Annotated in this window: 12 protein-coding genes and 2 tRNA genes; 4 read left to right on the forward strand and 10 right to left on the reverse strand. The window is 44.2% G+C overall.

The genetic code is table 11. From position 1 onward, the window contains the following. Positions 1–663: 663 nt before the first annotated feature. The gene (locus AMJAP_RS14130; RefSeq protein ID WP_019619883.1) at positions 664–1,659 is read right to left on the reverse strand and encodes a hypothetical protein; all 996 of its coding nucleotides are present in this window, start codon (positions 1,657–1,659) and stop codon (positions 664–666) included. 261 nt (positions 1,660–1,920) lie between these two features. Here AMJAP_RS14130 and AMJAP_RS14135 point away from each other — a divergent pair, with 261 nt between their 5' ends. Both AMJAP_RS14135 and AMJAP_RS14140 read left to right on the forward strand, forming a co-directional pair. Then, positions 1,921–4,707, forward strand: a complete 2,787-nt coding sequence (locus AMJAP_RS14135; RefSeq protein ID WP_019619882.1) for a glycosyltransferase — start codon at positions 1,921–1,923, stop codon at positions 4,705–4,707. 74 nt (positions 4,708–4,781) lie between these two features. Continuing rightward, entirely contained in the window at positions 4,782–6,011 is a 1,230-nt protein-coding gene (locus AMJAP_RS14140; protein WP_019619881.1) for a hypothetical protein, read from the forward strand. Between the two features lie 698 nt (positions 6,012–6,709). Here the strand turns inward: AMJAP_RS14140 and AMJAP_RS14145 are convergent. The 3 genes from AMJAP_RS14145 to AMJAP_RS14155 form a co-directional block, all read right to left on the reverse strand. Continuing rightward, positions 6,710–6,786 (reverse strand) — tRNA-Met (locus tag AMJAP_RS14145). A gap of 240 nt (positions 6,787–7,026) precedes the next feature. Beyond that, the gene (locus AMJAP_RS14150; protein ID WP_019623196.1) at positions 7,027–7,395 is read right to left on the reverse strand and encodes a hypothetical protein; all 369 of its coding nucleotides are present in this window, start codon (positions 7,393–7,395) and stop codon (positions 7,027–7,029) included. An 839-nt stretch (positions 7,396–8,234) separates the two neighbouring features. Then, positions 8,235–8,311: transfer RNA gene (locus AMJAP_RS14155), tRNA-Met, on the reverse strand. Between the two features lie 125 nt (positions 8,312–8,436). Here AMJAP_RS14155 and AMJAP_RS14160 point away from each other — a divergent pair. Beyond that, the gene (locus AMJAP_RS14160; RefSeq protein WP_019623198.1) at positions 8,437–9,051 is read left to right on the forward strand and encodes a DsbA family protein; all 615 of its coding nucleotides are present in this window, start codon (positions 8,437–8,439) and stop codon (positions 9,049–9,051) included. Between the two features lie 72 nt (positions 9,052–9,123). Here AMJAP_RS14160 and AMJAP_RS17830 read toward each other — a convergent pair whose 3' ends face one another. After that, positions 9,124–9,534 carry a cold-shock protein gene (locus AMJAP_RS17830; RefSeq protein ID WP_019623199.1) on the reverse strand — a complete coding sequence of 137 codons (411 nt, stop codon included), beginning with the start codon at positions 9,532–9,534 and terminating at the stop codon, positions 9,124–9,126. Positions 9,535–9,732: 198 nt separating this feature from the next. Between AMJAP_RS17830 and AMJAP_RS14170 the strand changes: the two genes are divergently transcribed. Beyond that, entirely contained in the window at positions 9,733–9,942 is a 210-nt protein-coding gene (locus AMJAP_RS14170; RefSeq protein WP_019623200.1) for a SlyX family protein, read from the forward strand. A 54-nt stretch (positions 9,943–9,996) separates the two neighbouring features. Here the strand turns inward: AMJAP_RS14170 and AMJAP_RS14175 are convergent, their stop codons facing one another. From AMJAP_RS14175 to mpl, 5 genes are all read right to left on the reverse strand, one after another. Then, positions 9,997–10,824, reverse strand: a complete 828-nt coding sequence (locus AMJAP_RS14175) for a class I SAM-dependent methyltransferase (RefSeq protein WP_019623201.1) — start codon at positions 10,822–10,824, stop codon at positions 9,997–9,999. 31 nt (positions 10,825–10,855) lie between these two features. Continuing rightward, positions 10,856–11,659: an undecaprenyl-diphosphate phosphatase gene (locus AMJAP_RS14180; RefSeq protein WP_019623202.1), complete on the reverse strand. Its 804-nt coding sequence runs from the start codon at positions 11,657–11,659 to the stop codon at positions 10,856–10,858. A 91-nt stretch (positions 11,660–11,750) separates the two neighbouring features. Beyond that, positions 11,751–12,452 carry a tRNA (adenosine(37)-N6)-threonylcarbamoyltransferase complex dimerization subunit type 1 TsaB gene (gene tsaB / locus AMJAP_RS14185; RefSeq protein ID WP_019623203.1) on the reverse strand — a complete coding sequence of 234 codons (702 nt, stop codon included), beginning with the start codon at positions 12,450–12,452 and terminating at the stop codon, positions 11,751–11,753. Positions 12,453–12,530: 78 nt separating this feature from the next. Then, positions 12,531–13,169 carry a flavin prenyltransferase UbiX gene (locus AMJAP_RS14190; RefSeq protein ID WP_019623204.1) on the reverse strand — a complete coding sequence of 213 codons (639 nt, stop codon included), beginning with the start codon at positions 13,167–13,169 and terminating at the stop codon, positions 12,531–12,533. Beyond that, positions 13,169–14,557, reverse strand: coding sequence for a UDP-N-acetylmuramate:L-alanyl-gamma-D-glutamyl-meso-diaminopimelate ligase (gene mpl / locus AMJAP_RS14195; RefSeq protein ID WP_026340273.1), 1,389 nt, complete (start codon positions 14,555–14,557; stop codon positions 13,169–13,171). Before mpl ends, AMJAP_RS14190 begins: the two co-directional genes overlap by 1 nt. Between the last annotated feature and the right edge of the window lie 154 nt (positions 14,558–14,711).

Here is a 14,711-nt window from a genome sequence, read left to right on the forward strand (position 1 = left end):
GCTAAGCATCTCAGACTACTAAGTCAGTATAGAACGCTCTGTACCCGGTCAAGCCAAAAAATATACAAGCCCACAGGCAAGACCGATTTCACACCCTTATTTTGTTAACATATTAACTATTTTGCAACGATTTTTTCAAGTAATAATCTTATCTACCCTCCCACAAACAACATTAAGAGTCATAACCAATTGATCTAATGGGACTTTGCTACTCTTAACAATAAACTTACCTACAAAAAACAAGGAGCCTCACTTGAGTTATGTAGAGAAGTATCTCTATTTAACAAGGGGACGAATTCAATACCTTTCTTGAGAAAAGCACAGGCATCAGGTACAAAAAAGACATATATCCCGACCCTCCTTTAAATATTATGCTAGCGAACCAGACCAGTTCATCACAACCAGAAAGCAACTAAATAGAGTTAACTTTAAACTTACAACCTCGATCAGACTGTATTTTGACCGCATTAAGAGTTTTATACAGTAAGCTAGACCCTATGGGCCTCAAAGTGTTCCGCCCTGAATCAAAGTGGTGGCAAACCACAAAGCACGACTTTAATTCTTAGCAAAGGAGTTAGATAAGAACGGAAAAGGCTGTTCCTTTTCTCCGATGCTCATAAAATTATAGGATCCATCCATGATAAAAATTCTGTCATCTTCTATTTAGTAACCTAGAGGCAATTTTTCTAACCAGGAAAGCACTTCTTCTTCCGATACAACTTCCATTCTCGCCTCCTCGGGAAATGGCTCTGCATCAGAAAAAAACTTTGAATCTGGCGATAAAAATCGCCCTTTGAGTCGTTCACTATCTTCGTAAAAATAAGCAAGCAAAGCTTCTGCTTGCTGAGCAGAGGGCCTAAATGCAGGACCTGTCGGCAAAATTTCACGCAATAACTTTCGAGTTTGCCGCTGCTTTATTGCTGGTATCCCTTGCCTCTCACGCATTTCATTAAATACCCGCATCACTTCCTGACTATAAGCAGACATGCCTTTATTATCATGCTGCGTATGGAATGGAGAAGGCTTGAACCCTAAAAACTCTGTAAAGGGATCTAAAATATCCTGATGATCTTCGAACGCAACAACAGTTAACGCTCCTGCCCCCAACGCGCCCACCCAAAGTGAGAGCTTATTTGCATACATAAGCCCATGGGGCTGCCCACTGTTATTTTTAAATACGTCTCGGGTTGATGTCCCGTGTGCCGATAGCCTTGTATTGTATGAGCTTACCGCCCAACGATCTTGCCTACGAAGCACAACAAAAGCATGAATGTCATGAGAAATATTGTTAAGCAGACCCATTAGTTTCTTAATACTCTCACTACTACGGGGAAAGAGGCCTTCATGACTAAACACAACTGTATGTGCATCAGAATTTTCAATTTCTTTGATCAGCTTTTTTTCAAAATACTTATCAAAGTTAGCAACATCTTCAGACGAGAGCTTATGTTCCCGAATATAGTTGTTTAAACAACGATCAAGCCCTGCGTAGGCGGACAAACCTTGATCTTCAACATTTACCTTAGAGGCTTCAGGCAAAAGAAAACCGGCCTTACCAAGCTGTACACGATGCGCAGCAAGAAACTTCTGAAATGTTGTTGAACCACACTTTGTATGACCAATATGTATAAGAATTCGTGGAGGCTGCCTTCGTGACATCTATTAAGCCCTTTACATATTAATATCTATATAAGAAAACCTATACTAGCGCTGCATAGGAGTGATGCATTTAAGACTACAGCAATCACTAAATATCATCTATTGATCAGCGCATACCGCAACAACCTAGCCCCATATATTTAGAATAATTCAAGATAACTATCTTCTGTATGCCAAAAATTCATCTGGAGTTTAATCATGAGTCATGGCAGTGTTTATCTAATAGATAATTATACTTATATCAGTACTGAAGGCTTTTAAATGACTGCAACCGAAATAATCCATGAAAAAAATGGAACTCCCAACTTTCTAGTGACAGCAGTCCCAAGGTCAGGCACTACATTTTTTGCCAGAATACTTAACGAACACCCGCGCTTATTATGCGGATTAGAGCGTTTTAACGGCCCATCACTCTCACCTGCACATTTAACGTTTGAAGGATTCAAAACACTAGACCTCGAACGAGCTTCAGTTTCTAAACACCATGATTTAATCAAGCAGAAAATAGAGCAACCAGATATTATAATTGGTGAAAAATGTCCGCGCTCATACTTGCACTTTCATAAGATAATTCCACGTTTCAACGACGCTACCCAATCACTACAAATAATCTCAATATTCCGAAACATTGAGGACGTAGAATATTCCTGGTATCGACGTGCTATCAATATGCACGACACCAGTTGGCATCCAGGCCAATACGGGGTTACTCCTTATATCGAAATGATGATCCTTGTCTGGCGATTGACCAAACTTCAAAGCCCAGGTAAGTGCTTGCTACTTTCTTACGATCACTTCATCTCCAAGACAAAGCGAAAAATAGTATTAGAAGCCGTAGCTGAACACCTGCTTCTAGATGATACCGAACAGATGCTCTCAACTATGGATGCAGAGTGGAATAGAACAGAACAATCAATCAAACTCGAGCGGCCAGCTCATGATTTCACCTTTTCGACAAGCTCTAGTTTTTTTAAAGACGTCATAAGCATCGTCAATGATCATATAACTTGTAACCTAAAAGAGCTGCAAAACGATTTAACGGCCCTCTTTACCTCTCTCCTTCAAGACAGAACCTTTTTCGAGGAAGTTTTAACCTATGTTACAGAGGTCCAAGATCCAGACATTCGGGCCTACCATAAACGAATGGCTCAACCCTATTTTAACGTATTGAAGACTTTGGACACTGATTTTGCTGTCGCTCTTGAAACAGCTATGCAAGGACCTCTATGCGACCAGGCTCTTCATTCAAAAAAAGAAAGCTCTCTACATCAAACGTCAGATTTAACTGCAAGTAATCAGATAATAGCGTCCTCCAGAGAGGCACAATATTTTGATTTCTCCAATTTAGTCGATTTTTACATTACCTCTGGTAATTTCACGGGAATTCAACGAGTCCAATTAGAAGTCATTCGAGCGATCGCCTCTCAGGAAATTAATAGTAAACAATTTGCTATCTATTTTGATCAAGATATAGGTTGGAAGTCTTTACCTCTTCAAGATTTTGCAAACTTGTTCATTGAAACTCCTGACTTGAAAAGTAAACTCCTAGAGTTCAAAAATACTATTCCCAGCCTAAAGGCTCCTAGCTTCCTTAAGGGAGAGACTCTTTACTTTATTGGATCAACATGGGATAGCCCTGGATTGTTCTCAACGTTAACGCATTTACGAGCAAATGGTGTTCGCTGCATCTTCTACATGCATGATCTTTTACCAATTCAATACCCTGAATTCTTCGAACAGAAGCACAACATAATGATTACGCACTGGCTAAGCGACTGTTTACGCAACGCCGATGGCATCGTCTGTAACTCAGAAGAAACTCAAGCAGCATTACTTTCTGAAACCGCCTACCGCGGTCCCACCGCTATTGCTAATCTCAATGTTCATCCAAATTTTATTAATGCCCCCCCCAATAAGAACCTCCTAAACGAAGATGACCAGTTAAAAAGTTTAGGCATTGAAAACTGTGAGTTTGTTTTAATGGTCGGAACGATTGAGCCCCGAAAAAACCATCTTACAGCAATTCATGTATGGCAATCACTCGTACGAATCCACGGCAACTCATGTCCAAAGCTCGTCATTGTTGGTAAAGCCGGGTGGATGGCGTACCCTCAAGCCGTCACCCATATTTTGGAGGAGGAAGGTGATCGCATCAATGCTATTCATCTCGACAATATCAGTGATAAACAGCTAGCACTGCTTTATCAACGCTGCCTTTTCTCTCTATATATTAGCCGATGCGAAGGATGGGGCTTGCCCGTAACAGAGACTCTAGCGAGTGGCCGCGTATGCGTCGTTGGGAAAAACTCCGCTGCTACGGCGTCGAAGCAAAACCTAATCATACCTGTCGACGAACGCTCCGAAAGCAATATCGTCGATGTAATTTCACACCTCCTAGAAGATAGAACTCGTCTATCTCAGCTACAAAGTCGAATTAAGCAAGAGGTTTGTTTTAAATCCTGGAAGGAATTTTCTTCGGAGCTAAGGCAAATTGAAACCCAATTAGCATCTCAAAACACTACCCCTGTTACGTGGCCAAAACTTTCAGCAGGAAAAGCCTATCACTTTGGTAAACGGCAAACCATTGATCTGAAAAAGCCCGAAACGGTGGGACTAGAATTACTCTGCGGCAATGGCTGGAATGCGCCTGACTCCTGGGGTAGCTGGACGAGAAAAGTTAAAGCCGAACTTTGCTTCCAACTTCCAACGATAGAACCTTACTTCTTCTATGGCGTTGTCACAATTTCCAACAATCATAGCCCAACACCGTTTCATGTTCGTTCAGGTGACACAATACTTTGGGAAGGAAACTTGCCACCTAATCAACGAAAAATCATTCATGGTGTTATTGAGCCAGTTAAGGAAAATTCACCAATTTTTCTATCACTTCATTCAAACAAAGTAATGGACTGCTCCACCATGAATGATCATGCAGATACACGCATACTCGGAGTGGGTCTAATAGAGATAAACCTTATTCCAGCGAAGGATATAAAGCAACGGCTTACAATTATCGAAGACCTTATGGCTCGATATATAGACAAATAAAACAACATAGGTCATATCTTAAAGCTATGACCTAAGATCCTATAGAACTGTAGAGCCACCATAAGAGTATTTTTATGAAATGCATCATCCACATAGGAACCCCAAAAACAGCAACAACTCTTTTACAAAAATGGCTTTACGAAAATAAAAGTGCTTTATCAAACCAATCCATAGCCTTAACTACTACCTTCCGGACAGGTAACAATCGTTTTCTGGCAACCATGTTTCAAGACAATATTGATAAAATTGGAAGAATGGAAGGATTCTATGATTCAAGAGGACGAGACCAATTCAAAGCCACATTAACAGAAAATTTCAAAGCCGAGCTTGATGACATTCGCACGAACCACCACACCGTCCTTTTTACGTCTGAACATCTTTATCGTAATTTAACTACCGAAGGAGAACTCCATGCGTTCAAAGAGTGGCTTTTACAATGGTTCAATGACATTCAAGTAATTTGCTATGTTCGCGAACAAAGCGCGTTAATAAAAAGCCGCTACTCAAATAAAATGAAGGGAGGCTTTACTGAAGATATTAAGGCCTTTGCCCAGTCATTTAATAAAAATGATAGCTTTTACAATTATTTTTCAACATTCCAGAGATGGGAATCAGTCTTTAGCAAAGAACAGCTAATCATTCGTGTCTACGACAAAAGTCACTTTATCGAGAGTGACATTCGTTTAGATTTTTTGTTCTCGGTATTACCAAGCATTGATCGAAGCAAGTTAACATTCAACTCCAACAAAGAAAACCAGTCCTTAACTGACCGCCAGGTTTCCTTCGCACGTGCAATCAACCGAGGTTTTGTACAAAAATTGGGCTACGTGCCAATCAGATGCGTGAGATCTATCAAGAAACACCTTTTTAACCTAGAGCTACTAAAACCTGGTGAAAATCCGCCCTATCCTGAGCAACACGATCTATACCAACAAATGAACACTTCCAATGTTAATTTTTTTGAGCATTTTTTTGGGGAAAGGCGTAATTTATTTAAAGCTCCAACCAGTAGTACACAAAACGTTAGCGATACGACCAGTAACTACTCCGCTAAAGAAGTGCTGCAGATAATAGAAGCTATTTGCGGAACACAAGGGCTTACCGTTATTGCAGACACAGAGTTGGATCAGCTGCATAAACTTACTTATCGTTTGATTGATAGCAACTATATAACAAACAACGAAGCGCTATTACTATTAGCTATCATTCAAACATGTCAACCCACATCCACAGAGTTGACTGATGAAATAATTCGCATACGTAAGAAAAAGTTCGCTGCATTCGTGAATGACGGGGAAATTTAATTTTTTGTAACTTTAATGCAATTAATACTCTGAACAGTACACAACAAATAATAAAGCACCTACGCAAAACTTCTTCAACTAATTGGTCTTTAGTAATAAACCAAGTTCTACGCACTTTTTGCTATATCCTACTAACCAATAACATCTCACGTCAGATACAACAAAAGACATTCCTTTTGATACATCTGTTAATTTTTACGTTAGTAGCGGGGCCAGATTAATTCATAACAGTCTGTTGACTGTTATGCCCCTTCGGGCTTCGACGCTTCACGTCTTGATGCTAATTATGCTCTAAGCACAATTAGTTAACTGACGACCCTCCTGACCTTACAAAAAACCGAGCCCGACGTTTTCACTGATAATTATTAACGCCTAAATTTCAGACAAAAAAAGACCAACCTTTCGGCTAGTCTGATTTTATACGTTGGTAGCGGGGGCCAGATTTAAACTGACGACCTTCCTACCCTTATAAAGAGCCGAGCCCGACGCCTTTCTTTTTAAGACCATAAATTTCAGACACAAAAAAAGGCATATCTTTCGATACACCTTTAATTATTACGTTGGTAGCGGGGGCCAAGTTTTGAACTGACGACTTCCTGCCCTTATAGTGAGCCGAGCCCGACGCCTTTCTCCACAAAAAGCACAAATTTCAGACACAAAAAAAGGCATATCTTTCGATACACCTTTAATTATTACGTTGGTAGCGGGGGCCAGATTTGAACTGACGACCTTCGGGTTATGAGCCCGACGAGCTACCAGGCTGCTCCACCCCGCATCAACGTGGGGCGTATACTACATACGAGTTACTCTCTTGGCAAACGATTTCACAGAAAAACTGATAAATAATTCCAGACTCCCAAAACAAGCTTAGCCGCCTTATATGAACAGCAGTAGAAATGGCATTAACGTAACTTATTTCTAGCCTTCCCTGCTAGAGAGAATCATCTAATGGTACAGGCGAGGCACACCCTTTTAATTAAAAAGTAAATCCGTAAATAATAGCCCTGAATCACTTTCAAAACCGGTAAGAGACCCCCATTCCGATGCGCCCCTTAACGCTACCCAGCCATACACCCGGATCCTTTCTGTCTTCTGAATCCAGACTGTATAGTGCATACACTCCAGAAGAAACACGGACCAACATAAACTGGCCTGTATCAACGTTCGCAACCCGATTATTTTCCTTGCGTAAAGCTACTGAGGAGGGAGCACCAAGCGCAGTATACCCTTCAAACTGAAGCGGCATGTTCTGTTCACTTTGCTCAGGAGCATCACTTTCCAGAGCACTTGAAAGCAGGTCTGCCAAGCCGTCCAAACCGCTACAATGCCCACTGACAGGAAGCAGAAGCAGGAGAGACATTACTGGAATCAGATATCTGTTCATCGCTTTATTCCTCTTCAAAGCTAATGAAGTTTCAATCAACCCACGTGTTGTTAGCCCCCCCAGGCATCAAACCCTAAACAAACAATTGTTTGATCACTTTGTGAACAAAAGATAACACAGTCCAAAAGGATAAAAGCAGGTCTATGTCAGTTTCCTTCACCTCAATTACCCAATTTGGGTAATGCTTACAGACCTGTTTCAGAACACCGACACTTCCTCTCTGACAGAGTGTATATTATTAGCATCTATTATCTATCAGCCCCCCAAAAGCCTGTAATTTCACTGGGGACAACAACTTTGAAAATTGAGATCACCCTCCTCATATAGAACCTAACCAGCACCTTTCCAACCCACTTTCGCCAAGAGATTTCACCTTTTATCAGCACAAGAAAAGGCATATCTTTCGATACACCTTTAATTATTACGTTGGTATCGGAGGCCAGATTTGAACGGACGACCTTCCTGCCCTTATAAAGAGCCGAGCACGACGCCTCTCTTCGCAAAGACCATAAATTTCAGGCACAAAAAAAGGCATGCCATTACGACACACCTTTAATTATTACGTTGGTAGCGGGGGCCAGATTTGAACTGACGACCTTCCTGCCCTTATAAAGAGCCGAGCACGACGCCTCTCTTCTTAAAAGCACAAACTCTAGGCACAAAAAAAGGCATGCCATTACGACACACCTTTAATTATTACGTTGGTAGCGGGGGCCAGATTTGAACGAACGACCTTCCTGCCCTTATAAAGAGCCGAGCCGACGCCTTTCTTCGCAAAGACCATAAATTTCAGGCACAAAAAAAGGCATGCCATTACGACACACCTTTAATTATTACGTTGGTAGCGGGGGCCAGATTTGAACTGACGACCTTCGGGTTATGAGCCCGACGAGCTACCAGGCTGCTCCACCCCGCATCAACGTGGCAGGGATACTACTGACAGATTCCGACAAAAGCAATTAATAAATAATCTTTTCAATCAATTACTACGTTTTATCTGATATAACTAAAATATTACGAGTCCTCGATGCGGAGCTGGGTATGGCACTGATTTATGTTATGGATCCGATGTGTAGCTGGTGTTATGCATTTCAACCCCATTTAAGAGCGCTGATCAGCAGACTCAAACCTGGTGTTAAAGTCCTGTGCTATATGGGCGGACTGGCCCCTGACAGCGACAAACCTATGCCAGATGAGTTGCAACAAGCTATTGCCCGAACCTGGCATGATATTGAGAAACGAACTGACACTTTGTTTAACCATGATTTCTGGCAAGAATGCCAGCCTCGCCGATCGACTTACCCCGCCTGTCGTGCAGTAATCAGTGCAGAATTAATTTCAACAGGCAGCGGTATGCTAATGGCAGAGGCTATTCAACAAGCCTATTACAGGGAAGCACGTAACCCTTCTGACTTTTCTGTTCTAACAGAGCTGGCGGAAGAGATCGGGTTAAATCCTAAACGCTTCACTAATCAGATGTATGGCGAGAAGACCGCTCAGATACTCTTCGAAGATCTTAGTTACTGTCAGGATAAAGGTATTCAAGGTTATCCCTTCCTTGGACTAGAAACCCCTGAAGGATTAAACCTTATCTGTGCAGGCTACTGCAGTCAGGATGAATTACTACGACGGTGCTCTAGCCTGGAACTGATCTGATGCAGCTATTTCTATAGCCGATAGATAAAAAAAACGGGAGCCAAAGCTCCCGTTTTTCATAGAAAGGTCTGATCAGGTACGTGCGACAGACACATCTTCTGCCTGTAAACCCTTATCACTCTCTTTCACTGTAAACCGAACGCCCTGACCTTCTGTAAGAGAACGATGTCCTCGGCCACGGATATTACGGAAATGAACGAACACATCATCACCGTTCTCACGGGTAATAAAGCCAAATCCTTTTGAAACATTAAACCACTTTACCGTACCCAACTCGCGATCATCATTTTCATCGGATTCCTCTTCAATGCTGGAGCTACCCAAACCTGAAATAACACAGCTAATCAGTACAACCGCAAATACAACGCCAATATCAAAAACTGGCAACCCGCCTTCACCTGTCAGCGATCCCTGAAGAAAAAGGATAACTACAGTAGCAAGTGCACTGACAACTACACTGCGTATAAGTTGATTAACACTCATATATATCTCTTATAATTAATTAATGTTGTTAAAAAAAACAGAGTTCTAGATAAACAGAACCCAGACTATTCTATATACCGACTTTCAGGTTTTTTTTCAACAGCTTAGCGACTTAATCTCTGATACAGCGCTTGAATAGGGTATAATTACGACTAATTTACTGATTAAGCACAACCAATAGTGGGAAACACCAGCTTTATGAATCAGCAACAACAACTGGAAGATCTGGAAACCCGGGTCGCCTTTCAGGAAGACACTCTGGATAAAATGAGCACAGAGATGGCCCAGCAAGGCGTTGAAATTGAGCGTCTTTCTCGCATTGTTAAAGTTCTTCACCAACAACTAAAGCAAGTAGCGCCTGATCAGATCAGCGCGCCTGAAGAAGAGTCCCCCCCTCCTCACTATTAATTAATAGCGGAGCAGGCCTCTTCTGGCATTTCACTTTAGCAAATGACCTTTATATCACTGGCTCTGAGACAGACTTTTCAAAGTATAAATATCATAGCGGCTGGATTTACCGCTCAACTGATAACTCGGAGTCTGCCCTTCGATAGCAGGGGCCTTACGGGGACGCTTAACCACTACCCGGTATTCCGCCAGGTTAAGCGCAGCCCTAAGCAGCGCTTCTGAATCACGATCATCACCCACCACATCCCGGAATACTCGCATCTCTTTCTTCACTAACGCAGACTTGTCTGTATGGGGAAACATCGGATCGACATAGACCACTTGTGGCGGCTGAATGTCACCCTGCCGACCAGACAGCCAACTGATGCTGTCTGCATGTACCAGACTCATACGGGCAGCAATATCAGCAACTTCCAGGTCTTCCTGCGCTTGTTGCAAACCACTTTCCAATAATGCATGGATAATCGGCGAGCGCTCCACCATCTGAACCTCACAGCCAAGCGTGGCCAAAACAAAACTATCCCGCCCTAACCCAGCAGTAACATCTGCCACCCGAGGGCGAATACTACCTTTGATACCGACCGCTTTAGCAATCATCTGCCCTTTACCGCCACCGAACTTACGTCGATGAGCTACCGCACCAGAGACAAAATCAGCTAACACCGGCCCCGGCGCTTTTCGCCCCGTTTGCTGTAATCGCCTAGTTCCAGACTCACAGATCAACAGCTGAGGAAACTGTTGATCACGAAGATCATATTGATCAAGCAAGGGCAGGCCCAGTCGTTGCGCCAACGACCGGGCATCCTCCATACCGCCTTCATCGGCATAACAAACAGCTATATCAGTGGAAATTGAAAGCGAGGATTCTTGAGTCAAAATCATTCCTTAAAACCAACCTTAGGCCAATCAATGTTTAAACCAGAAAATATACTGCCAGCAGGACAAGTCCCAACAACATACGGTAAATAACAAATGGCAACATGCCCACCCGATCCAGCCATTTCAAAAATAGATGAATACAACAGTAAGCACTAATAGCCGCCAAAACTGTGCCGCTGATGATCATAGTCCATTGATCACCCGTACCGGTTTCCAACAACTCCAGGCCTTTCAATAAACCGGCCCCAAGAATAACCGGAATAGACAGCAGGAACGAAAAGCGCGCAGCTGACTGACGATTTAAACCCAGCATCAATCCGGCGGTAATCGTAATACCTGACCGGGAAGTCCCGGGAATCAAAGCAACCGCCTGTGCAAGCCCGATAATCACTGCATCTTTAAGGGTAATTTTTTCCAGAGGACGTACTTCGGTCCGACTGATATCAGCCCACCATAGCAGCGCACCAAAGATCAGCGTCGTACCCGCAATGACTAAAATGCTGCGCCCATAATGATCGATGGCGGAGTTAAACATAAACCCTGCTATTACCGCTGGAATCGTTGCCAGAATGACATACCAGGCCAACACCGAATCGACACTCCGGCCCTGGCCGGTAAGGCTCCCTGTCCAGGCGGTTAACATGCGCCAGATGTCTTGACGAAAGTAGACCATCACCGCGGTCAATGAACCTATGTGCACACCCACATCAAATGCGAGTCCCTGGTCGGTCCAGCCAAAGAGCTGTGAGGGCAATATCAGATGCGCCGAACTTGATACCGGCAAAAACTCTGTCAGTCCCTGCAGTAAAGCCAGGAAAACAACCTGAAACCAATCCATGTTTAACCTTTCCTCTCGCTTTCCTTAAATTTAATAACCTTGCCAGAACTTATTGACTGAACCACATGGCCGTCTCATTTCCGACAATTATTCACTGACCTTTCTTTTTCTGTTCACTGATCTTCTTCCAGGATATTTCATCACGAAGATAAACCGGTTGTGCTAATTCTGCCGAGACGCCTTCACCTCGAACAAAAGCCTCCTGAGCCAGCTCTGCCATGATGCCGGCAGCCGGATAAATATCCATAACAGGCACGCTGATCCCCTGCTGTACCTGTTCCGACATGCTCTCGAGATAAACCCAGCCTTTACCTGCGGCAAACCAGCCATCACCTTCAGGTAAAACAATGTTTTCCGGGGCACTAACAGCTTCCTTTGTCACTGCGACAGGCAGACCCGAGCGTATCTCATAGGCACAGCTATATAGTTCATTCATACGCGCATCCAGCGTGCTCATAACCCGTTCTGCTTTATATTCACGAGCCGCTTTTAACGCGATAGCCGCTAGTGTTGATATGGGCAAAACCGGCAAATTTGCCGCATACGCCAATCCTTGGGCAGCACCCGTGGCGATACGGATACCGGCAAATGATCCTGGCCCACGACCAAAGGCGATCGCATCCAGCTGCTTTACTTTGAGTCCGGCAGCCGAAAGAATCTCATCCACCATTGGCAATAATTCACGGGTATGTTGACGAGGAATTATTCGGAAATCCTCCTGAATTTCACCATCAATAGACAGCGCCACTGAGCAGGCATCTGTTGATGTATCCAGGGCAAGAATTTTAGCCATTTTTTTAATCCGATTAGTCAGAGTATGCAGGTTTGTATTAAGGCAGTTCGCCAAAGCGCTGCATTTTAAGCGCAATACTCAGGAAAGGCTATCCTCACCCCAGCGCGGCATAAGGTTCTGCTCGATCTGTAGCTGATTCAAAATCCTTGCGACAACAAAATCGATCATATCTTCAACTGATTCAGGCCGGTTATAAAAGCCCGGACTCGCGGGAATCACCACCGTACCCATTCGGGTCAGCTTTAACATATGCTCCAGATGAATCTCTGAATATGGCGCCTCACGAGGCACCAGAATAAGTTGTCGACGCTCTTTCAGAGCCACGTCCGCTGCCCGCTCAATCAGGTTATTACTGGCACCATTAGCGATCGACGAAAGCGTACTGGTTGAACAGGGGCACACCACCATTTTACTCGGAGCACCTGAACCTGATGCAACCGGAGCCATCCACTGCTCCCGCCCAAAAACTCGTACCTGTCCTGCTGCCGCTGAGAAGCGTGCCGTCAGCCACACCTCCTGTTCTTTAGCCGCACCCGGTAACGTCTCATCGGTTTCAGTCGCAATAACAACCTGTGCCGCTCGGGAAATCATCACCAACACCTGGCAATTAGCGGCCACCAAACACTCCAACAAACGTAACCCGTACTGAGCACCGGACGCGCCGGTAATCGCCAGAGTTACTCTGTCTTTATAGGTCTCTGCCACGGTCGACTCCATTAGTTTCCAAACTTCTGTTGCAGGGCTTCAAGCAAGCGGTGATGAATCCCCTCAAAACCACCATTACTCATTATAACAATATGACTACCCGGCTTAACGTCAGCAAGCAAATGTTGAATAAGCTTATTTGTATCCCGTGCCAACATTGCTGGGTTATCACAGCTATCAACGACATCCTGCAGCGACCATTCGAGTCCGGCCGGTTGATACCAATACACGGTATCAGCACGATTAGCTGACTTAGCAAGGTTCTGTCGATGCATCCCCATTCGCATCGTATTCGAACGCGGCTCAATCACTGCCAAAACAGTTTCATCACCTACCTGCGCACGAATCCCCTGCAAGGTCGTTTCAATTGCTGTCGGATGATGGGCAAAATCATCATATATCCGAACACCTGCTACCTCACCAATCAGCTCCATGCGTCGCTTTACGCCACCGAAGTTACACAATCCCTCTATCCCATGCGCAATTTGCACACCAACATTACGGGCAGCAACCAGCGCCATCAGACCATTATTTACGGAGTGTAAGCCGGTCATATTCCAGCGCACGATCCCAACAACTTCACCCTGATGCAGTACCTCGAATTCAGAGCCATCATCCTTTAACAGCCGCGCCTGCCACTCAGCAGAAACATCCAACTCAGGTTCGTTTCCAACACAGGTTTTCACTACTGGTGTCCAGCACCCCTGATCGATCACCTGATCAATCGCTGTAACGCCAGCAGGCATAATAACCTGACCATTTGCCGGCACGATTCTTACAACATGATGGAACTGGCGTTGAATAGCTGCCAGATCATCAAAAATATCAGCATGATCAAATTCAAGGTTATTGAGAATCAGTGTCCGAGGATGGTAGTGAACAAACTTTGACCGTTTATCAAAAAAGGCGGTGTCATACTCATCTGCTTCTATAACAAAAAACGGGCTTTCACCCACCCGGGCAGAACGATCAAAATTTTTCGGTACACCGCCAATAAGAAAACCAGGAGCCATATCAGCATACTCAAGCAGCCAGGCTAGCATGGTAGCTGTTGTCGTTTTCCCATGAGTACCTGCCACAGCCAGCACCCATTTATCCCGTAGAAGGTTATCCGACAACCATTGCGGGCCAGAGGTATAAGGCAGCCCCTGTTCGAGCATAGATTCCACACAAGGATTACCGCGGGTCATCGCATTACCCACAATAATGATATCCGGCGCCGGATTAAGTTGTGACGGGTCATAACCTTCGATCAGACTAATCCCCTGCTGCTCAAGCTGTGTACTCATCGGAGGATAAACGTTAGCATCTGAGCCACTAACCTGGTGCCCCAATTCCTTCGCAAGTACCGCAAGACTCCCCATAAAGGTGCCACAAATTCCCAGTATATGAACATGCACAGACGGGCTCTCCAAATCGTTTTCTGAGTCTCAAAATCAGTCGCTATAATAACAGCTAACCGAGATCTGTAATGCCCTTTGTTGCTCCCTTTTCTCTGGCCTCGCCGAGCGATACGCTCAATAAGCAGAACTATGAGCGCAGGCAATCGCCATA

The organism is Amphritea japonica ATCC BAA-1530, from assembly GCF_016592435.1.
GTDB lineage: Bacteria > Pseudomonadota > Gammaproteobacteria > Pseudomonadales > Balneatricaceae > Amphritea > Amphritea japonica.